Source organism: Mycolicibacterium parafortuitum, assembly GCF_010725485.1.
Taxonomy (GTDB): domain Bacteria; phylum Actinomycetota; class Actinomycetes; order Mycobacteriales; family Mycobacteriaceae; genus Mycobacterium.
Genome location: NZ_AP022598.1, coordinates 1,179,412 through 1,200,019, shown reverse-complemented (window position 1 = coordinate 1,200,019; position 20,608 = coordinate 1,179,412). Strand labels below are relative to the sequence as shown.

Annotated in this window: 21 protein-coding genes; 16 read left to right on the top strand and 5 right to left on the bottom strand. The window is 70.5% G+C overall.

Going from position 1 to position 20,608, the window contains the following annotated elements:
* Positions 1-43: 43 nt before the first annotated feature.
* Both NTM_RS05550 and ilvD read right to left on the bottom strand, forming a co-directional pair.
* Positions 44-478, bottom strand: coding sequence for a hypothetical protein (locus NTM_RS05550; RefSeq protein WP_104864596.1), 435 nt, complete (start codon positions 476-478; stop codon positions 44-46).
* A gap of 123 nt (positions 479-601) precedes the next feature.
* Positions 602-2,311: a dihydroxy-acid dehydratase gene (gene ilvD, locus NTM_RS05545; RefSeq protein ID WP_104864595.1), complete on the bottom strand. Its 1,710-nt coding sequence runs from the start codon at positions 2,309-2,311 to the stop codon at positions 602-604.
* Positions 2,312-2,387: 76 nt separating this feature from the next.
* Here ilvD and NTM_RS05540 point away from each other — a divergent pair, with 76 nt between their 5' ends.
* From NTM_RS05540 to NTM_RS05525, 4 genes are all read left to right on the top strand, one after another.
* On the top strand, positions 2,388-3,011 hold the full coding sequence (locus NTM_RS05540) for a DUF305 domain-containing protein (RefSeq protein ID WP_163765701.1): 624 nt from the start codon (positions 2,388-2,390) through the stop codon (positions 3,009-3,011).
* Positions 3,008-3,322, top strand: a complete 315-nt coding sequence (gene ricR, locus NTM_RS05535; RefSeq protein WP_104864593.1) for a copper-sensing transcriptional repressor RicR — start codon at positions 3,008-3,010, stop codon at positions 3,320-3,322. The genes NTM_RS05540 and ricR overlap by 4 nt, the downstream gene beginning before the upstream one ends.
* 54 nt (positions 3,323-3,376) lie before the next feature.
* On the top strand, positions 3,377-4,057 hold the full coding sequence (locus tag NTM_RS29120) for a DUF222 domain-containing protein (RefSeq protein ID WP_435405032.1): 681 nt from the start codon (positions 3,377-3,379) through the stop codon (positions 4,055-4,057).
* A gap of 553 nt (positions 4,058-4,610) precedes the next feature.
* Positions 4,611-5,687: a glycosyltransferase gene (locus NTM_RS05525; protein ID WP_337781385.1), complete on the top strand. Its 1,077-nt coding sequence runs from the start codon at positions 4,611-4,613 to the stop codon at positions 5,685-5,687.
* Between the two features lie 12 nt (positions 5,688-5,699).
* Here NTM_RS05525 and NTM_RS05520 read toward each other — a convergent pair whose 3' ends face one another.
* Positions 5,700-5,999, bottom strand: a complete 300-nt coding sequence (locus NTM_RS05520) for a thiamine-binding protein (protein WP_104864592.1) — start codon at positions 5,997-5,999, stop codon at positions 5,700-5,702.
* 178 nt (positions 6,000-6,177) lie between these two features.
* On the opposite strand from NTM_RS05520, the gene NTM_RS05515 reads away from it, so the two are divergent.
* From NTM_RS05515 to NTM_RS05485, 7 genes are all read left to right on the top strand, one after another.
* Entirely contained in the window at positions 6,178-7,194 is a 1,017-nt protein-coding gene (locus NTM_RS05515) for a L,D-transpeptidase (RefSeq protein ID WP_163765700.1), read from the top strand.
* A gap of 98 nt (positions 7,195-7,292) precedes the next feature.
* On the top strand, positions 7,293-8,255 hold the full coding sequence (locus NTM_RS05510; protein ID WP_163765699.1) for a DUF4129 domain-containing protein: 963 nt from the start codon (positions 7,293-7,295) through the stop codon (positions 8,253-8,255).
* Positions 8,252-8,734, top strand: a complete 483-nt coding sequence (locus NTM_RS05505) for a hypothetical protein (RefSeq protein WP_163765698.1) — start codon at positions 8,252-8,254, stop codon at positions 8,732-8,734. The genes NTM_RS05510 and NTM_RS05505 overlap by 4 nt, the downstream gene beginning before the upstream one ends.
* Complete coding sequence (locus tag NTM_RS05500) at positions 8,731-9,684, top strand: AAA family ATPase (protein ID WP_163765697.1); 954 nt, start codon at positions 8,731-8,733, stop codon at positions 9,682-9,684. Before NTM_RS05505 ends, NTM_RS05500 begins: the two co-directional genes overlap by 4 nt.
* Positions 9,685-9,688: 4 nt before the next feature.
* Positions 9,689-10,903, top strand: a complete 1,215-nt coding sequence (locus NTM_RS05495; protein WP_163765696.1) for a DUF58 domain-containing protein — start codon at positions 9,689-9,691, stop codon at positions 10,901-10,903.
* Positions 10,900-11,304, top strand: coding sequence for a hypothetical protein (locus NTM_RS05490; protein ID WP_163765695.1), 405 nt, complete (start codon positions 10,900-10,902; stop codon positions 11,302-11,304). Before NTM_RS05495 ends, NTM_RS05490 begins: the two co-directional genes overlap by 4 nt.
* A gap of 67 nt (positions 11,305-11,371) precedes the next feature.
* A complete protein-coding gene (locus NTM_RS05485; RefSeq protein ID WP_163765694.1) occupies positions 11,372-11,800 on the top strand; it encodes a thiol-disulfide oxidoreductase DCC family protein in 429 nt (142 codons plus the stop codon).
* Between the two features lie 7 nt (positions 11,801-11,807).
* Here NTM_RS05485 and NTM_RS05480 read toward each other — a convergent pair whose 3' ends face one another.
* Entirely contained in the window at positions 11,808-13,808 is a 2,001-nt protein-coding gene (locus NTM_RS05480; RefSeq protein WP_163765693.1) for a M13 family metallopeptidase, read from the bottom strand.
* Between the two features lie 58 nt (positions 13,809-13,866).
* On the opposite strand from NTM_RS05480, the gene NTM_RS05475 reads away from it, so the two are divergent.
* The 5 genes from NTM_RS05475 to NTM_RS05455 all read left to right on the top strand — a co-directional run bounded on the left by NTM_RS05475 (position 13,867) and on the right by NTM_RS05455 (position 20,123).
* Positions 13,867-14,454, top strand: a complete 588-nt coding sequence (locus tag NTM_RS05475) for an Rv1363c family protein (RefSeq protein WP_163765692.1) — start codon at positions 13,867-13,869, stop codon at positions 14,452-14,454.
* Positions 14,451-15,140, top strand: a complete 690-nt coding sequence (locus NTM_RS05470; protein ID WP_104864582.1) for a hypothetical protein — start codon at positions 14,451-14,453, stop codon at positions 15,138-15,140. The genes NTM_RS05475 and NTM_RS05470 overlap by 4 nt, the downstream gene beginning before the upstream one ends.
* Before the next feature lie 11 nt (positions 15,141-15,151).
* Positions 15,152-16,600, top strand: a complete 1,449-nt coding sequence (locus NTM_RS05465; RefSeq protein WP_163765691.1) for a glycosyltransferase family 39 protein — start codon at positions 15,152-15,154, stop codon at positions 16,598-16,600.
* A 101-nt stretch (positions 16,601-16,701) separates the two neighbouring features.
* Positions 16,702-18,861, top strand: a complete 2,160-nt coding sequence (locus NTM_RS05460) for an MMPL family transporter (protein ID WP_163765690.1) — start codon at positions 16,702-16,704, stop codon at positions 18,859-18,861.
* Positions 18,852-20,123, top strand: a complete 1,272-nt coding sequence (locus tag NTM_RS05455) for a glycosyltransferase (RefSeq protein WP_163769379.1) — start codon at positions 18,852-18,854, stop codon at positions 20,121-20,123. Before NTM_RS05460 ends, NTM_RS05455 begins: the two co-directional genes overlap by 10 nt.
* 13 nt (positions 20,124-20,136) lie before the next feature.
* Here the strand turns inward: NTM_RS05455 and NTM_RS05450 are convergent, their stop codons facing one another.
* Entirely contained in the window at positions 20,137-20,607 is a 471-nt protein-coding gene (locus NTM_RS05450) for an XRE family transcriptional regulator (RefSeq protein ID WP_232079896.1), read from the bottom strand.
* Position 20,608 lies beyond the last annotated feature (1 nt).

Sequence of the window (20,608 nt, the reverse complement as noted above, 5' to 3'; positions counted from 1 at the left end):
GCTCACACCGAAAAGCTTCGGGCGCAGCGGTATCGGCGTGGGGTCACACCCACAGTGACGTCGCTTCCACCGGGTTGATCCGCATGCCGTGCCCGCCGATGTCGTAGCTGATGATCGCGCGTAGCTCTTCGGAGCGGATGGTCCATCCGTTCACGTGGTCGGTCTGCCCCGCGCCGAGGACGATGTCGGCGGACTCGGGGCCGGGAACAGATCCTGCGATGTAGTACACCGCCCCCGTCCCGAGCACCACCGCGAGGTTCATCCCCTTCGGTGTCGCCTGGAACGCCTGCCCGTCGACGCGGCCGCAGACCGCGGCGGGACGTCCACGCCCCTGCCAGTCGGCACTGATCAGGCATCGGATCTGGCCGTCCAGAATCCGGACCGTCTGGTCCGGCTCGGCCGCAGCGGCGGCTGGGGCCGCCGAGAGCGCACCGAGAGCCGCCACTGTTGCCGACATCGCGGCAAACCCACGAACCATGCTGCCTCCACGTCGAGCGCGAGCATCTCCAGTCCAGCGATGCTCTCACGTCCGGACAAGGCGCACGGGTGAATTGAGGGCAAACTTTGCGCGGCGGCGCGGCACCTGGCCAGGCGCCGACAGCTAGTTACACACAGCGCCGACCGCCGCCGAGCGCACCAGCTTCGTGTACTTGGCCAGCACCCCGGTCTTGTACACCGGCGGCAGCGGTTCGAAACCGGCCTTGCGCGACTCGAACTCGGCCTCGTCGACCAGGATGTCCAGCGTGCCGTTGGCGACGTCGAGCCGGATCCGGTCCCCGTCGCGCACGAACGCGATGGGTCCGCCGTCGACGGCCTCGGGCGCGATGTGTCCGACGCACAGCCCGGTCGTCCCGCCGGAGAACCGGCCGTCGGTCATCAGCAGCACGTCCTTGCCCAGCCCGGCGCCCTTGATCGCACCGGTGATGGCCAGCATCTCGCGCATGCCCGGCCCGCCCTTGGGGCCCTCGTAGCGGATCACCACGACGTCGCCGTGGGTGATCGTGCCGTCCTCCAGCGCATCGAGTGCGGCCCGCTCCCGCTCGAATACCCGTGCGGTGCCCTCGAACACGTCGGAGTCGAACCCGGCCGACTTGACCACCGCGCCCTCGGGGGCCAGCGACCCGTGCAGGATCGTGATGCCGCCGGTCGGGTGGATCGGGTTGTTCATCGCCCGAAGCACCTTGCCGTCGGGATCCGGCGGCTCGATGTGGGCGAGGTTCTCCGCCATGGTCTCACCCGTCACGGTCAGGCAATCACCGTGCAGCAGACCGGCGTCCAGCAGCGCGCGCATCACCACCGGCACCCCGCCGATCTCGTCGACGTGTTTCATCACGTACGCGCCGAACGGCTTCACATCGGCCAGGTGCGGCACCTTCTGGCCGATGCGGGTGAAGTCCGCCAACGTCAGCTCGACCTCGGCTTCCCATGCGATCGCGAGCAGGTGCAGCACCGCGTTGGTGGACCCGCCGAACGCCATCACCACCGCGATCGCGTTCTCGAACGCCTCCTTGGTCAGGATGTCGCGGGCGGTGATGCCGCGGCGCAGCATCTCGACCACCGCCTCGCCCGAGCGGCGGGCGAACTCGTCGCGGCGCTTGTCGATGGCCACCGGGGATGCGCTGCCCGGCAACGACATTCCCAGCGCCTCGGCCGCCGAGGCCATCGTGTTGGCGGTATACATGCCGCCGCAGGCGCCCTCACCGGGACAGATCGCGCGTTCGATGATGTCGACGTCCTCGCGCGACATCAGCCCGCGCGCACATGCGCCGACCGCCTCGAAGGCGTCGATGATCGTGACTTCCTTCTCGCTGCCGTCGGTGAGCCGCGCGACGCCGGGCATGATCGAGCCGTTGTAGAGGAAGACGCTCGCCAGATTCAGGCGCGCGGCGGCCATCAGCATGCCGGGGATCGACTTGTCGCAACCGGCCAGCAGCACCGACCCGTCCATACGCTCGGCCTGCATCACCGTCTCGACGCTGTCGGCGATCACCTCGCGCGACACCAGCGAGAAGTGCATGCCCTCGTGGCCCATCGAGATTCCGTCGGAGACGGAGATGGTGCCGAACTCCAGCGGATAGCCGCCCGCGGCGTGCACACCGGTCTTGACCGATTGCGCCAGCCGTTGCAGCGACATGTTGCACGGGGTGATCTCGTTCCACGACGACCCGACGCCGATCTGGGGCTTGCCCCAGTCGTCGTCGGTCATTCCGACCGCGCGCAGCATGCCGCGCGCCGCAGTGCGCTCCAACCCGTCGGTGACGTCGCGGCTGCGGGGTTTGATGTCCGGGGTTTCGGCAGGTCCTGAGGGCATGCGGTTGATTATGCGCGTGACGGCTGCGCGCCAAGAGCGGATCGATACCCCCGAGGGGTACTAGTACGCTGGCCACATGACGTGGATCTTCGTCCGTCTGATCGCCGCGGTGTGCGCCGTGCTGCTGGTGTCCGGCTGTGGTGGCGGGCAGAACTCGGGGGAGGAGTCCGCCGGTTCGCCGAGCCCCGAGTCACCGGTCATCACCGGCAACCCGGCCGGCTACAACTCTGCCGACATCACCTTCGCCACCCTGATGATCAAACACCACCAGCAGGCGATCGAGCTGGCGAAACTGGCCGGGCCGCGGTCGGCGAACACCGAGATCAACGGTCTGGCCGATCAGATCGTCGCGACCCAGCAACCCGAGATCAACATCCTCAACGTGTTCCTGGTGCAGTGGGACGAGAACCCGGACATCCGCACCGACGGCGGCGGGGAAGCGCCGGAGGCGACGGGGGCGTCGGTCCCGGGGATGGTGGACGACGCGACGATGGCGCGGTTGGAGTCGCTGACCGGGCCGGAATTCGACAAACTATGGCTGGAGTCGATGGTCGGCCAGCACCAGGGAGGTGTCGCCATCGCCAACGACGAGATCGCCGACGGCGCCAACGTGGACGCGGTCTCGATCGCCAGGACGATCGTGGCCGGTCTGGACCCTCAGATCGCTCAGATGAAGAAGATGCTGGAGGGCATGCCGTGACCGACAGTTCCACCACCGCGCCCGGCGAGGCGCACGGCTACTCGGCGCAGAAGGAGAACTACGCCAAACGGCTGCGCCGCATCGAAGGCCAGGTCCGCGGGATCGCGAAGATGATCGACGAGGACAAGTACTGCATCGATGTGCTGACCCAGATCAGCGCGGTGAACAGCGCGTTGCAGTCGGTGGCGCTCGGTCTGCTCGACGAACATCTGGGACATTGCGTCAGCCACGCGGTCGCCGCCGGCGGCGCCGAGGCGGAGGAGAAGCTCGCCGAGGCCTCCGCGGCGATCGCGCGGCTCGTCCGTTCCTGACCGGGCTCGACGCGCCGCCGTCGCGTGTCGGAGGCGGGGAGTACTGTCGAACACATGTTCGACGGGCTGTTCGGCATCGACCCGGGGGCATCCGAGGAGGACCTCCGGATGCTCGTCGAGCGCTGCGAACAGCTCAAGTCGAAGGCCGCCGCGGCCCAGGCCCGGGCAACGGCGCTGTGGGCCGCCAAGCACGCAGCCGCCGAACAGGCCGCCGGAATACCGCAGAAGCGGCGCGGAAAGGGCTTGGCGTCGGAGATCGCGCTGGCACGCCGCGACGCCCCAGTGAAGGGCAACACGCATCTCGGTGTCGCCAAGGCGCTGGTCCTCGAGATGCCATACACCCTCGCGGCGCTGCAGGCCGGCGCGTTGTCGGAGTATCGCGCCACGCTGATCGTGCGCGAATCGGCGTGTCTGTCCCTGGCGCACCGGCGACAGCTTGATGCCGAGATGTGCGCCGACATGAGGAGGCTGACGGGGTGGGGCGACAGCCGGGTGGCCGGTGAAGCCAAACAGATCACCGCCCGCCTGGACGCCGCGGCCGTGGTCGAGCGCAACAACAGAGCCGCCGGCGCTCGCTGTGTCACGACCCGGCCCGCCCCCAACGGCATGGTCTACGTGACGTTCCTGATGCCGCTGTCGCAGGGCATCGGCATGTACGCCGCACTCCAGCGCGCGGCCACCGTGACCGGCGACGGTCGCTCGGCGAGGGCAGGTGATGACCGACACGGCCTATGAACGCATCACCGGACGCGCAGTGACCACGCCGGTAGACCTCAACCTGAACCTGGTGCTGGCCGACACCACCTTGTTCGGCGGTGACGACTGCCCCGGCCACCTGCAGGGCTACGGGCCGGTCCCCGCCGAGGTGGTGCGGCGCCTGCTCAGGCTACGCGACCAGACGTGCCGAACCCCTTACTGCAACGCCCCGATCCGCCACCACGATCACGCCACCCCCGACCGCGGCGGCGGAAAAACCAGCGCGCGCAACGGACTTGGACTGTGCGAGGCGTGCAACTACGCCAAAGAGGCGCCCGGATGGGTGGTGCACACCCGCGAGGACGACGGCTCCCATTGCCCGAGTTCCGCACTCCCACCCATGCCGTGTACCACTCGATCGCCCCGCCGCAACCAGGCACCCGCACCATCCGTCGTAGCGTCGTCGAAGACCAATTCAGCATCGACCTCGCCCTGTTCGAGGCGACCCAGATATCGGTGCGGAATGTAAGTCCGGCGCGGTGGGTATGGGGACAGCGTTACTGCTGACCACCACCGTCGAGGAAGTACCCGATTGCTGCGCATCGCGTTGATCGCACACGCCCACTTCCCGATCCGGGAACCGTTCGCGGGCGGCATCGAGGCCCACGTCTTCCACCTGACCCGCGCCCTGGTGGCCCGCGGTCACGCGGTGACGCTGTTCGCCGCCCCGGGCACCGATCTCGGCTGCAATGATCCGGCGCTGACGATTCGAGAGCTGCCCCGCACCGAGGCCGCCTCGCTGCCGTGGCCGCTGCCCGGTGCGGTCAAGGAGTCCCACCACCGCGCGTTCACCGGGCTGATGGCCGACCTCGCCGCCGCCGAGGACTCGTTCGACGTCGTACACAACCACAGCCTCAACCCGGTCCCGGTGCGTGCGGCGACCCGGTTGCGCGCCCCGGTGCTGACCACCCTGCACACGCCGCCGTTTCCGATGTTGGAGGCCGCCGTCGGAGCGGTCGCGCGCACCCGGCTGATGTTCGCCGCGGTCAGCGAGCGGTCCGCGGCCTCGTGGGCGCACGTCGGCATCCGGCGGTTGACGGTGGTGCGCAACGGCATCGACGTCGAGGACTGGCCGCTCGGCGCGGGCGGAGACCACCTCGTGTGGTCGGGCCGGATCATGCCGGAGAAAGCCCCGCACCTGGCGATCGACGCGGCGCAGCGCGCCGGGCGCCGACTCGTGCTCGCAGGCCCGGTCACCGACCCCGACTACTTCCGGCTCGACATCGAACCGCGCCTCGACGACCGGGTCACCTATGCCGGGCACCTGGACCGCGAAGTACTGGCAGTGCTGATCGGGGGCGCCGCGGCCGCGTTGGTGACCCCGGTATGGGACGAGCCCTACGGTCAGGTTGCGGCGGAGGCGATGGCGTGCGGGACGCCCGTGGTCGCGTTCGCGACCGGCGGCCTGCCCGAACTGGTCGACGAGCGGTGCGGATGCCTGGTCCCGCCGGGCGACGTGGACGCGATGGCCGACGCCGTCGCCGACGCCGCACGGTTGTCCCGGCCGCTGGTGCGCAAGGTCGCGGTCGCCGAACACGGCCTGGCGGCGATGGTCGACAACTACGTCACGCTCTATCAGGCGCTGGTCGCCGAACGCGGCAGCTATTGAGACAACGCGCAGCTACTGAGACAACGCAGCATCGATGCGCTGCACCTTCGCGGTGAGCTGGCCGGTGAAGCCGGGCCGGATATCGGCCTTGAGGACCAGGCTCACCCGCGGCGACACCGCCGCGACCGCGTCGACGGCCTGCTTGACCACCGCCATCACCTCGTCCCATTCGCCCTCGATGTTGGTGAACATCGCGTTGGTCTCGTTGGGCAGGCCCGACGCGCGGACCACCCGGACGGCCTCGGCGACCGCGGCACTGACACCGCCGGTGTCGTCTCCGGCGGATGGGCTGATGCTGAACGCGACGATCATGGTGACCAGTGTGACCGCCCTCGTCCACCCGGTAACGGATCGTCCCCCGGCGGCGAACAACAGTGCAGGTCAACACCCCTTCCATGAACGGTGCCGGAGTCCGGCCGCAGCGTTCGCCAGCAGGAACGGCCGTGGCGCTGTGCCACACTGGGGTCAGTCGCCGGACTGGAGGTAACGCATGCGGCAGCGAAACAGGAGACGGCTCATCGCCCTGCTGACGACAGCGGGCGTGGTCGCGGGACTGACGCTCGGCGCGCCGTCGGCACTGGCCCAGCCGGCGCCCGAACCCGTCCCGGCCCCGGTGCCCGCACCGCCGGCGGATCCGGTCGCGCTGCCGAACCCGGGCGCCGCACCCGCGGCGGCCACCTCCGTCGACGCGGCCGCCCCGGCCAGGGATCCGTTCGCGATCATCCCCGGCACCCCGATGCCGATCCCCGAGGGCACGCCGGCCGGACAGAACCCGAACCCGTTCGTCGGGCAGCCGCCGTTCGTGCCGCCGTCGTTCAACCCGACCAACGGTTCGATCGTCGGCGCGGCCAAGCCGATCTACATCAACTTCCAGCGTCCGATCGCCAACAAGCAGATGGCCCAGGACGCGGTCCACATCTCGTCGAACCCGCCGGTCCCCGGCCGGTTCTACTGGGTCACCGACACCCAGCTGCGCTGGCGTCCGCAGGACTTCTGGCCGGCGGGCACCGTCGTCACCATCGACGCCGCGGGCACCAAGTCGAGCTTCACCGTCCCCGAGCAGCTGGTCGCGACCATCGACAACGACACCAAGCAGATGGAGGTCCATCGCGACGGTGTGCTGGAGAAGACCTTCCCGGTGTCGATGGGCAAGCCCGGCTACGACACCAGGAACGGCACCTATTACGTGCTGGAGAAGTTCGACGAGATCGTGATGGACTCCTCGACGTACGGGGTTCCCGTCGACGACCCGTCCGGTGAGGGCTACAAGCTCAAGGTCAAGGACGCGGTCCGCATCGACAACAGCGGAATCTTCGTCCACGGCGCACCGTGGTCGGAAGGTGCGCAGGGCAACAGCAACGTCAGCCACGGATGCATCAACCTCAGCGCCGAGGATGCGGCGTGGTTCCGGAAGAACTTCGGCAGCGGCGACGCGGTGGTCATCAAGAACACCGACGGCCCCTTGTACGACCTGCCCGACGGTGCGTCCGATTGGCAGATGTTCTGACCGGATAGCCCTTTCGCGGTCCGTGGCGCCTCCGGCGTGCCACGATGGGGGCAGGCCGACGGCGGCCCGGCCGTCGGCGCTGGAGCCGAGGGTGGGCGATGCCCGACAGCGAGTCCGATACGACCGAGTCCGGTGACCACAGGGCGCTGACGCGCGCGATCGCGGTGGTCGTACTGCTCACCCTCGCGATGGTCTCGCTGCGCGGATACCTGCCCGGCGAACAACGCCGCCCCGACCCCGAACCCGTCGATGGCGGCTCCGGCACCGTCGCGGTGATCGCGATGCTGACGCTGTCGATCGCGGCCCTTGCGATCTCGATCCTGGCGCAGGCCCTGCGACGGTCCGCCGCCCCGGCCCCTGCGGACCCCCACCGTGAGATGCGCGCGCGCCGCGGCGCCCTGCCGTGGCGCCAGCTGCTGATCGCCGCCGCCGTCCTGGTCGCGTGGGCGCTGGTGCTGCTGATGCTCATGCGCTGGGCTTCGGCGCCGGTCGACGACGCGGTGGCCGGCGACGTCCCGGTGCCCGACGACCCGTCACGCCCACGCGACGCCGCCGAACCGGGGCGGCAGCGACCGACTGCGCCGCAGGGCGGCAACGTGTTCGGCATCCTCGCCGTGGCGGCGATGGTGCTGCTGGCGCTGTCGGTGACCGCGACCCTGCTGCGGCGCCGGCCCCGGGAACCCGTCGCGCCGCCGGTCCCCGACCGCCGGCGGCCCCGCCCCCGGGTGCCGGGCCCGGATCTGGCCCGTGCCGCCGAGCTCGGCCTGGCCGAGATGGACGACCCCGACCGTGACCCGCGCGAGGCCATCATCGCGTGCTACCTGGCGATGGAACGGGAACTCGGGAAATCGCCCGGCACCACACCGCAGGACTCCGACACCCCGTCGGAGGTGTTGGCCCGCGCGATCCACCGCCAGGTGCTGCAGGCCGGGCACGCGACCCGGCTGGTCGAGCTGTTCGAGGAGGCGCGGTTCAGCCCGCACGTGATGGACGGCGGGCACCGCGCCGACGCGGTGGCCGCGCTGCAGGCCGTGCTCGTCGAGCTGCGGGTCTCGGCATGACGAAAATCGTTGTGGGCGCGGTGATTCTGGTAGTCGCAGTGCAGCTGTTCGCGCTGACCCAGTTGGAGCGCGATGTCGTGATCGCGGTGACCGGGGCGGCGCTGGCGTGTGCGTTGATCGCGGTGCGGACCCGGATGACCCACGAGGACGCACCGCCCGACGACGGGGTGGCCGACGATGCGGCGGCGGCGATCCAGCGGTGGCTGGCGCGCACCGAGACGTTGATCTCCTGGGCGGAGTCGTCGCGCGCGGACTGGGACCGCAGGCTGCGCCCGATGCTGGCCCGGCAGTTCGAACTCGCCTCGGGGCGCCGTAAAGCCAAGGACGCCAGGGCATTCGAGGCGACGGGGCGGATGGTGTTCGGCGACGCGCTGTGGCCGTGGGTGGATCCGGAGAACATCAGCCGCACCGGTGCCGCCGAGCTGGGACCCGGTCGCCGCACACTCGACGAGATCCTGCGACGACTGGAGCGGCTGTGAGCACGCCGGCGGTGACCACCGAACGCTGCGAGGCGGTGCTCGACGAGATCGGCCGTGCCGTGGTCGGTAAACGCGCCGCGCTGAACCTGATCCTGATCACGGTGCTGGCCCGCGGCCACATCCTGGTCGAGGACCTGCCCGGCCTCGGCAAGACGCTGATCGCCAAATCCTTCGCCGCCGCACTGGGTCTGGAGTTCACCCGGGTGCAGTTCACCCCGGACCTGCTGCCCGCCGACCTGCTCGGTTCGACGATCTACGACATGCAGTCGGGCCGCTTCGAATTCCGCCGCGGACCGATTTTCACCAACCTGCTCCTCGGTGACGAGATCAACCGGACCCCGCCCAAGACCCAGGCGGCGCTGCTGGAGGCGATGGCCGAGCGTCAGGTCAGCATCGACGGGGCGACACACCGGCTGCCCGAGCCCTTCCTGGTGCTGGCCACCGACAATCCGATCGAGTACGAGGGCACCTACCCGCTGCCCGAGGCGCAGCTGGACCGATTCGCGATCCGCCTCGAGCTCAAATACCTGTCGCAGCCGGAGGAGGCGACGATGCTGCGCCGCAGGCTCGACCGCGGATCGGAACCGGTGCCGGTCCGGCGGGTCGTCGACGCCGACGAGCTGCTGCACATGCAGGAGTCCGTGGAGCAGGTCAGCGTGCACGACGACGTGGTGCACTACGTGGTCTCGCTGGCCGCGGCGAGCCGGCAGCACCCGCAGGTCGCCGTCGGGGCAAGCCCCCGCGCCGAACTCGACCTGGTGCAGCTGGCGCGTGCCCGCGCGCTGCTGGCAGGCAGGGACTACGTGATCCCCGAGGACGTCAAGGCGCTCGCCGTACCGACGATGGCGCACCGCATCAGCCTGCGGCCCGAGATGTGGGTGCGCAAGGTGCAGGGTGCCGACGTCGTCGAGGAGCTGTTGCGCCGCACCCCGGTGCCCAGGGCCGGGTAGCGGGATGCCTGAAGTCGAACTGCGTTGGCGCGCTTCGGCGCTCACGCAGTCGGCTGCGACGTGTGTCGCGGCGGCGATGGTCGTCGCGGTGGTCACCGGGCGCTGGGAGCTCGTCGGCTTCGCCGCGCCGCTGGCCGGGATCCTGTGCTCGCTCGGATGGCAGCGCCGCGCTCCGACCGTCACCGTGCACGCCGACCCGGAATTTCAGCGCTGCTTCGAGGACGAACCCGCGCGGGTGACGGTGCGAGCCGGCACCGGCGACGGCACCGCGGTGGCGGTGGACTGTCACCCTGTGCCCGGGATGGACCTCGAACCCGGTGACACCGGTGCGGTGGTGGCACGTGCGTCGAGGTGGGGCCGGTATCCGATCCGGGCCGCGGTGCGGGTCCCCGGCCGCGGCGGACTGCTCGAAGGCCACGGCACCGTCGATGCCGCCGAGGTCTGCGTATTCCCGGTCGCGCCAAGCCAATCCACCGGGATCCCGCAGTCCGATCTGCTCGACCGGCTCGGCACACACCTGACCCGGCACACCGGTCCGGGCGTGGAGTTCGCCGACATCCGCCCTTACGTTCCCGGCGACCAGCTGCGCACGGTCAACTGGCCGGTCAGCGCCCGCCGCGGCAGCCTGCACGTCACCGAGCGGCTCACCGACCGGGCGGCCGACGTGGTGGTCCTCGTCGACACCTACCCGCAACCGCCCGGCCCGGCCACCCGGGCGACCGAACGCACCGCGCGCGGCGCCGCGCAGGTGGTGCAGAGCGCGCTGCGCTACGGCGACCGCGCCGGCCTGGTCGCCTTGGGCAGCCGCACCACCCGCTGGCTGGGCGCCGACATCGGCCGGCGCCAGTTCTACCGCATCCTCGACACCATGCTCGGCGCGGCAGACACGTTCGAGCACGCGACCGGCACCCTCGCGCCGCGCGCTGCGGTGCCGACCGGCGCGATCGTGATCGCGTTCTCGACGATGCTGGACACCGAGTTCGCGCTGGCGCTGATCGACCTACGCAGACGCGGACACCCGGTGATCGCGGTCGACGTCCTCGACGGCAGTCCGGTCGAGGGCGACCACGACCCGCTGGTGCACCGCATGTGGGCGATGCAGCGCTCCTTCATGTACCGCGATATGGCGACCGTCGGCGTGGACATCGTGCGCTGGCCGGCCGACGCGACGCTGGACCAGGCGATGGCACTGGTCCCGGTGCACCGGAGCCGCCGATGAGCAGGCTCGCGGCCGTCGCGTTCGGGCTGCTGATGGCCGGAGCCGTCGCCTACCGGGCGGACGGATTCGCTCTGGTGGCCGCGGGGACCGCCGCGGCCGCGGTGCTCGCGTCGGCATGGGTGCGGCCCGCCGCGTCCGCGGCGGTGCTGCTGGCGGTGCTGACGGTCGTGCTCGGGGCGCCGGCGCCGATGCACGCCGTGTTGGCCGGGCTCGCTGCCGCGGTGTATCTCGTGGTGCTGCACACCGATCCGACCGTGCCGACGATGACGTTCGCGGTCGGGTTCGCCGCCGCGGCTGCCGCCGTGGTGGTACTGCCCGTGCAGGTGGCGTGGCTTCCGCTGGCCGCCCCGCCCGCGATGCTCGCCGGGTATCTGCTGGCGGTGCGGCAGTTCACCCGATAGCAGTTCCGTCCGTCACATCGCGTGTCGTTCATGGTCTGCGGGGAACCCGGCACAAAGGAGGTACACCATGGCCGATGTGAAGACCGCTCCCGCACCGGTGTTGCTCTACGACGGCATCTGTGGGGTCTGCAACGGCGCGGTGCAGACCATCCTGCGTCTCGACCCGCACGGCAGCCTGCGTTTCGCGCCGCTGCAGGGCCAGTTCGCCGAAGGGGTGATCGATCGCCACCCGAACTTGTCGGGCGTCGACTCGATCGTGTTCGTCGAGGACCCGGGCGGCCCCGCCGAACAGGTCGCGATCAAAACCGATGCGGCGCTTCGCGTCGCGAAGTACCTCGGCGGGCCCTGGCACGCGTTCCGCGCCGCGGCGGTGATCCCGGAACCGCTGCGCGACCGGCTCTACGACGGATTCGCCCGTGTCCGGTACCGCGTCTTCGGCACCCACGACACCTGCCCGATCCCGCCGCCGGAGGTACGCGCCCGCTTCCTGGACTGAGTGGTCCTCAGTTCCAGATGTGCACCCGGCGTTCGGGTTCGAGGTACAGCGCATCGTCCTCGGTGACCTCGAACGCGTCGTAGAACGCGTCCATGTTGCGGATCACCCCGTTGCACCGGAACTCCGGCGGTGAGTGCGGGTCCACCGCCAGTCGCCGGATCGCCTCGGCCTCACGGGATTTCGTTCGCCACACCTGCGCCCAGCCGAAGAACACCCGCTGCTCACCGGTCAATCCGTCGATCACCGGGGCCGGCTTGCCCTTCAGCGACAGCCGGTAGGCCAGCAGCGCGATGGACAGCCCGCCGAGGTCGCCGATGTTCTCCCCGACGGTGAACGCGCCGTTGACGTGATGCGAGGGATCCAGCCCGCGCGGGGTGAACTGTTCGTACTGCTCGATCAAAGCCTTTGTCCGCTTGCCGAATTCGGCGCGGTCCTCGTCGGTCCACCAGTCCATCAGGTTTCCGTCGCCGTCGTACTTGGCGCCCTGGTCGTCGAAGCCGTGCCCGATCTCGTGGCCGATGACCGCGCCGATCCCGCCGTAGTTGGCGGCGTCGTCGGCGTCTGCGTCGAAGAACGGCGGCTGCAGGATCGCCGCGGGGAACACGATCTCGTTCATCCCCGGGTTGTAGTACGCGTTCACCGTCTGCGGAGTCATGAACCACTCGTCGCGGTCCACGGGTCCGCCGAGTTTGGCCAACTCCCGGTCATACTCCAGCGCATAACCGCGGCGGTAGTTGCCGTACAGGTCGTCGCGGGCGATCACCAACGCCGAATAGTCGCGCCATTTCTTCGGATAACCGATCTTCGGCGTGAACTTGTCGAGCTTGGCCAGCGCCTTTTCCCGGGTCTGCGGCGTCATCCAGTCCAGCTCGTTGATGCTGACCCGGTAGGCCTCCCGCAGATTGGCCACCAGCTCGTCCATCCGGGCCTTCGCCTGCGGTGGGAAGTACCGGTCCACGTACATCCGGCCCAGCGCCTCACCCATCAGGCTCTCGACCACCGACACACCGCGCTTCCAGCGGTCCCGGATCTCCTCGGTACCCGAGAGCCGCTTGCCGTAGAACGAGAAGTCCTCGGCGACCAGCTCATCGGTCAGCAGGCCCGCCCGCGCGTGGATCACGCGCCACCGCAGCCAGTTCTTCCAGTCCTCCAGCGGTTCGCTCGCCCACAGGCCGGCGAACGCGGTCAAGAAATCAGGTTGGCGCACCACCACTTCGGCGGCCTTGTCGGGGCCGGCACCCAGACCTGCCAGCCACCGGGTCCAGTCGAAGCCCGGCGCCTGCTCGACGACTTCGGCGAACGTGCGCAGGTTGTAGGTCAGGTCCGCGTCGCGGCGTTTGACCACGTCCCAGTGCGCCGCCGCGATCTTGGTCTCCAGCGCGACGATCCGCTCGGCGGTCCCCGCATGGTCCGCCGGATCCCCGCCGAAGACCAGCGCGAACATCGCCGCGATGTGGCCGGGGTAGGCGGCCAGGATCTCCGCGTGCTGCTCGTCGCGGAAGTAGGACTCGTCGGGCAGCCCGATCCCGGACTGCGTCAGGTGCAGCAGATAGCGGGTGGAGTTCTTCGAGTCGGTGTCAACGTAGACACCGGTGCCGCCGCCGATTCCGGTGCGCTGCAGGCCACCGAGGGCCTCGGCCAGGTCGGCGGGCGAGGACGCGTCGTCGACGGGCGCCAGCTCGTCGCGCAGCGGTGCCAGTCCGCGCTCACGGACGGTCTGCTCGTCCATGAAGCTCGCGTACAGGTCGCCTATCCGCTGCTCGTCGGTGCCGTCGGCGGCACCGGAGTCGGCGGCCTCGGTGATCAGATCGCGGATCTGTTCCTCGGCACGGTCATAGAGCGTGCGGAACGCGCCGTCGGTGGCCCGGTCACCGGGGATCTGGTACTCGGCCAGCCAGCGGCCGTTGACGTGACCGAACAAGTCGTCCTGCGGGCGGGCGTCGGCGTCGACGTAGCGCAGGTCGATACCGGACTTCAGGGATGTAGGAGAGGTCGCTTCTACCGTCACCCCACCAGGGTGCCAGACGGCGCGGGACCACGGCCGGCGCCCAGGTACCCTCACGCGCATGCCCGACGACGAGCACGTCCCCGAGCAGAAACCGCACGCCGGCGGTGTCTTCAGCGGCTACGGCGTCGCGTCCGCGGTGCTGGGTGTGGTGGCCGTGGTCGCCGTCGTCCTGGCCGCCGTGATCTGGTCCGGTCACCGCGCCGAGACCGACGAACTGCGCTACCGCACCCAGGTGCTGCAGACCGCCGCGGAATGGACCGGGGTGCTGATCAACCTGAACTCCGACTCCGTCGACGCCGACATGGCCAGACTGCACGAGGGCACCGTCGGGCAACTCAACGCCGACTTCGAGACCAGCATGGCGCCGTTCCGCAAGCTGGTGCAGACGTTGCAGTCACGCACCACCGGGCAAGTGGACTCGGTCGCGATCGAGACGATCCACCACGACGACCCCGGGGCGCCGCAATCGCAGGAGTCCGATCTTGAGGGGCTCGCGTCACGCACCGACACCGTGATGGTGGTCGCGACGTCGCTGAGCGAGAACGCGGGCACCGAGCAGCCGCAGACCGTGCGCTGGAATCTGCGCCTGGACATCACCGACGTCGACGGCGAGCTGATGGTCTCCCGGCTGGAGTCGATCCGATGAGGAACAGGCTGCGCGTGCTCGCGTTCGACCTGCTCGCACCCGCCGCCGCGATCGCGGCGCTGGTGTACCTCGGTGTCGCGCTCGGCTGGCCGCTGTGGTGGGTGTCGGTGTGTTCGGTGCTGTGCCTGCTGATCGTCGAGGGCGTCGCGGTGAACTTCGTGCTGGCGCGCCGCGACGCCGTCACCGTCGGCACCGACGACGACGGGCCCGGGCTGCGGCTGGCCGTCGTCGGCGCCGCCACCGCGGCGGTGGTGACCGCCGCGGTCGTCGGATATGTGCAGTGGACCCTTCCTGACCGCGCGCTGCGCGACGACACCGCGGAGGTGGCCGGCATCGCGAGCAGCGTCGCCGAGGCGTCCGCGACGTTCACCCCGCAGAACCCGACCGGCTCGATCGACCGAGCCACCAGCATGATGTCGGCCGCCAGCGCGGAACGCTTCAAGAACGAATTCGCCACGGTGGCCCAGGATCTCGGCAAGCGGAACGTCTCGGCGCAGGCCCGCACGGTGTCGGCGGGAGTCGAGGCCATCGGCCCGGACGCCGCCAGCGTCGCCGTCATCCTGCGCGGCACGCAGTCCACGCCTGGGCAGAAACCCGACACCGCGGTGCTCGCCCTGCGAGTCGCGCTGTCCAAGACCGACGGACGGTGGGTTGTCGAGGACGTCGCACCGATCCACGCCCGCTAGCGAACCAACGCGTGCCCCTGCCCGACCGACCGTCCCCCCGTGCCGACGCCGTCCTGATCGGGCTGCTGGCCTGCGCGCTGAGCGTGGCGGCGGCGGGCCGGCCGTCGCTGTGGGCCGATGAATCCGCGACGATCTCGGCGGCCACCCTGCCTGCCGGCGATCTCTGGAATCTGCTCGGGCACGTCGACGCGGTGCACGGGCTGTACTACCTGCTGCTACACGGATGGTTCACGGTATTCCCGGTCAGCGAGTTCTGGGCGCGGGTGCCCAGTGCGCTGATGGTCGGGGTCGCGGCGGCAGGCACGTGCGTGCTCGGGGCCCGGATGTCCGGACGCAGGGTCGGCCTCGCCGCCGGCGTGGTCTTCGCGGTGCTGCCCCGCACCACGTGGGCCGGTCTGGAGGCCCGGCCCTACGCGCTGTCGATCGCGTGTGCGGTGTGGCTCACCGTGCTGGCGCTGACCGCGATGCGTCGCGGCGGGTGGCGCCGGTGGGTGGGCTACGCGGCGGTGTTGACCGTGGCGGCGGCGGTGAACGTGCTGGTGCTGCTGATTCTCGCCGCGCATGCGGCGATGCTGGCGGCGCTGCGCGCCGATCGGGCCACGCTGCGGTCCTGGGCGGTCGCCACCGGCGCGGCGCTGGTGCTGGTCAGCCCGGTGATCGCGGTCATCGTGGCCCAGCAGGACCAGGTCGCCTGGATCTGGCCGGTCGGGCCGGTGACGGCCGGGCAGATCGCCGGCGAGCAGTACTTCCCGTCGGTCTACTCCGACAGCGTGCGCGCCGTCGGGCCCGATCAGCAGCAGTTCGGCGCCGAGGAGCTCAAGGTCGCGGTCCGGGCGTGGGCGCGGGTGGCGCCGCTGATCGTGGTGATCGTCGCGGTCTGCGCGCTGGCGGTGCGGCTCCGGCGCCGCCGCGGGGAGTCCGACCGGGTGCTGGTCTGGACGTGCGCGGCCTGGATCGTGGTGCCGACGCTTGCGCTGGTGGGTTACTCGCTGGTGGCGCGCCCGCTGTACCAACCCCACTACCTGGCCTTCACCACCCCGGCCGTCGCGCTGCTCGTCGGCCTGTGCGCGGCCACCGTGGGTCGCGACACACGACGCCTCACCGTGGTGCTGGCGATCATCGCCGTCGCGGCAGCACCGAACTATGTGGCCCAGCGCGGGCCGTACGCGAAGTTCGGATCGGACTACAGCCAAGTCGCCGCGCTGCTGGCCGAACGCGGCGGGGAGGGGGAGTGCGTCCGCGTCCACGGCACGCCGTCGGCGCCGACGGCTCTGGCCGGTGCGCGCCGTACGCACGGCGACGCGCTGCGCCTGGTCGGCGCCGACGCGGTGGACGGTTGCGCGGTGCTGTGGACCGTCACCGACGCGGGTACCCCGGCGGCTGTCCCGGGGTTCGCGGCGACCGAGGTGTGGCGCTTCAACCAGACGCAGGTGGCGCGGTCGGTGCGCGACCGATCGTGACGGATCGATGACGTCGCGATCCGCGGGACTGCAACGCGGCCATTCACGGGTAAACAGGCTGGGTCCGGCGATGAGCGAAACCCGCTCGACATTGAGGTCCTGTGTTGTCATGCCCTACCCGGTGGGCGCTGGAAGCGCCAAGGCGCGTCGTCGCGTGCGTCGCGCTGCTTGTGGTGGGCGCGGCGATCTTCGCGTTTCCGGTCGTCTCGGACCTGTCCGCCGGGGGATTCGCCGATCCCGGTGCCGAATCGTCGCGTGCCAACCAGCTTCTCGCCGAGAAATTCGGTAAAGGCGACGTCCAGCTGGTCCTGCTCGTCACCGAAACCGACCTCGGCGGACCCGGCGCCGACGTCGGGCGCCGGATCGCCGACGCACTGGCCGACAGCCCCGACGTGTTGGGCGTGATGTCGCCGTGGACGTCGCCGCCCGCCGTCGCGCAGGGATTGCGCAGCGAAGACGGGGCGGCCGGTCTGATCGTCGCGGACCTGCGCGGCGGTGAGAGCGACGGGCCCGGCTTCGCCCGTGCGCTGCTGGAGCGGATCGACGCCGACATCGTCGCGGACAGCGGGGTGACGGTCACCGCGGGTGGGTCGGCGATGGTGTTCAGCCAGATCACCGAGCAGACGCTGCGCGACGTGCTGATCATGGAGTCGATCGCGGTCCCGCTGAGCCTCGCGGTGCTGGTGTGGGTGTTCGGCGGGCTGGTGGCCGCCACGGTGCCGGTGCTGGTGGCGGCGGTCGCGATCGTCGGCTCGATGGCGTTGCTGCGGTTGATCGCGCTCGGTACCGAGGTGTCGATCTTCGCGCTGAACCTCGCGACCGCGCTCGGGCTGGCGCTGGCGATCGACTACACGCTGTTGATCGTCAGTCGCTATCGGGATGAACTCGCGGCCAGTCGTGATCCCGCCACCGCGCTGCGCATCACGATGGCCACCGCCGGGCGGACCATCGTGTTCTCGGCGCTGACCGTCGCGTTGTCGATGTCGACGTTGCTGTTGTTCGACGTGCCGTTCCTGAGGTCCTTCGGTTACGCCGGGGTCATCACCGTCGCGCTGTCCGCGGCCGCGGCGTTGGTGTTCTCGCCGGCGTTGATGACGCTGCTCGGCACCCGGCTGGCGAAACCGCCGGGACGGCACGGGCGCGGGGACGGCCCCGAACTGGTGCAGCACCGGTTCTGGTTCCGCAGTACAGAATTCGTGCTGCGGCACGCGCTGCCGATCGGACTGGCGGGCACCGTGCTGCTCGTCGCGGTCGGCCTGCCGTTCCTGAACGTGAAGTGGGGCTATCCCGACGACCGGGTGCTTCCCGCGACCGCGTCGGCGCACCAGGTCGGCGACCGGTTGCGCGCGGATTTCGTGGACCGGTCCGGCACCGAGACCACCGTCGTCGTGCCCGACGCCGACGGACTCACCGACGCCGACTGGGCGGACTACGCGGCGGCGCTGTCCCGGGTCGGCGAGGTCACCGCGGTCGCGGCGCCGGTGGGCGCTTTCGTCGACGGGCAGCCCGTCGGGCCCGCCCCGGCCGGCGCCGAGATCGCCGGTGGCAGCGCCTATCTCACCATATCGGGCCAGGCGGCGCTGTTCTCACCCGAATCCGAGACGCAACTGGCGAGCCTGCGGGCGGTGCCCGGCCCGGGCGAGCGCGCGGTGCTGATGACCGGTTCGGCGGCGGTCAACCGAGACAGTATCGACTCGATCGCCGCGAAACTTCCTCTGGTGCTGGGCATCACCGCACTGGTGATCTTCGCGGTGCTGTTCGTGCTGACGCGCAGCGTGGTGTTGCCGCTGAAAGCGCTTGTCCTCAACATCCTCTCGTTGAGCGCCGCGTTCGGCGCACTGGTGTGGATCTTCCAGGAAGGGCATCTCGGGGCATTCGGGACCACGCCCACGGGCACGCTGGTGGCCACCGTCCCGGTGCTGCTGTTCTGCATCGCCTTCGGGCTCTCGATGGACTACGAGGTGTTCCTGCTGGCGCGGATCCGCGAATTCTGGCTGCGCAGTGCGAAATCCGCGAGTGATCTGGACCGCAGCGTGGTGCTCGGGCTGGCCTACACCGGACGGGTGGTCACCGCGGCGGCGGCGATCATGACGATCTCGTTCGCGGCGCTGATCGCCGCGCAGGTGTCGTTCATGCGGATGTTCGGCGTCGGGCTGGTGCTGGCGGTACTGGTCGACGCGACGCTGGTGCGGATGGTGTTGCTGCCCGCCTACATGAAACTGATGGGCCGGTTGAACTGGTGGGCGCCCTCATGGCGGTGATCCTGGCCTACACGGCGCCAGCACTCGGGCATCTTTTCCCGTTCTGCGCGGTGCTGCGGGAACTGGCCGCCCGCGGGCACCACGTCCATGTCCGCACCCTCGCGTCCGGCCTGGAAATCGGTCGCGCCGAAGGGTTCGCGACCGCCCCGGTCGACCCCCGCATCGAGGCCGTCCAGGCCGACGACGACCTGGACGGCACGGTCCGGTCGGCGAGCAACACCGTCGACGTGCTCACCCGCCGGGCCCCCCTCGAGGTCGCGGACCTGCTGGCCGCGGTCGACCAGGTGCGCCCGGATCTGGTGCTGGTGGACGCGAACTGCTGGGGGGCGATGTCGGCCGCGGAGACCACCGGCCGCCCGTGGGTGGTGTTGTCACCGTTCACGCCGTACCTGCAGTCGCCGGGCAGCCCGCCGTTCGGCCCGGGTGCCGCACCGTGGCCGGGGCCGCTGGGGCGGATCCGGGACTGGGGCATCGGCCTGGTCACCAAGGCGGTGTTCGACCGTCCGTTCGCGCGGGCGATGACACCGCTGCGGCGCGCGCTCGGGCTGACCCCGGTGCGCACCGCCGGTGAACTGCTGCTGCGCGCTCCGGCCGTGCTGGTCGCGACCGGTAAGCCGCTGGAGTACGCGCACACCGACTGGGGCCCGACGGTGACGATGATCGGCCCTGCGGGCTTCGATCCCGCGCCCGCGGCACGGCCGCCCTGGCTGGACGTCATCGACGACCCGATCGTGCTGGTCACCACGTCCTCGGTCGGGCAGCCGGACGCCGCGCTGGTCGAGACCGCGGTCGCGGCGCTGCGCGACGAACCCGTCCACGTCGTGGTCACCGCCCCGACCACCGACGTCGACGTGTCGTCACGGCCCGGGGTGACCCAGGTGCGGTTCGCTCCACACTCGCTGCTCCTCGAGCGCGCGGTGTGTGTGATCACCCACGGCGGAATGGGGGTCACCCAGAAGGCACTGGAACGCGGTGTGCCGGTGTGCGTGGTGCCATTCGGCCGCGATCAGTTCGAGGTGGCCCGCCGGGTCGAGCTGGCCGGCTGCGGCACCCGGCTGCCGGCGAGCAGGCTCACCGTCCCCCGGCTGCGTGCGGCGGTGCAGACGGCGATGACGATGACCGGCGGCGCCGCCCGGGTGGCCGCCGGTTTCGCCGCGACCGGAGGGGTGGCGCGCGGCGCCGACGTCATCGAGCGCCGACTCGCCGACTCGCCGGCGTTAAGCCATGGTCGTGATCTGTCGCCGGAGTGCAGCCCGGAATGATATTTCGCGGAGATCAGGGTTCGACGGGGCGCTGGGCGCGCATTTTGGCGAACCGGTCGGACAGCCGGCCCATCCGGATCATCAGCGACGCGGCCGGGCTGGTGGTGCCGCGCAGGTATTCGGCGAACTGTTCGGCGGGCACCCCGATGCGGGACGCGAACTCCTGCTCACCGAGCCCGGAACGCTCCAGCAGCAGATGCACGTGGCGGGCCACCTCGGCGCACTCGTTGGCCTCGAGGTGCTCGCGGGTGCGGCTGAGCACCTCCTGCATCGCCTTCGACACCCCGTAGGGTCGGGCGGTCTCCAGGACCTCCTCGACCTGACGGGCGGTGCGGCCGTACGGATCGCGTTTGATCGCGACGACGATGCGCTGCCAGACGCTCAGGTCGTCGCTCTCCAGCGCCGCGCGGATCGCCGCCGTCGGCCAGAACTCGACCGGCCGGCTGTCGGGCGCAGGGGTCGGGGAGCCGGCGGTCTTGGACATA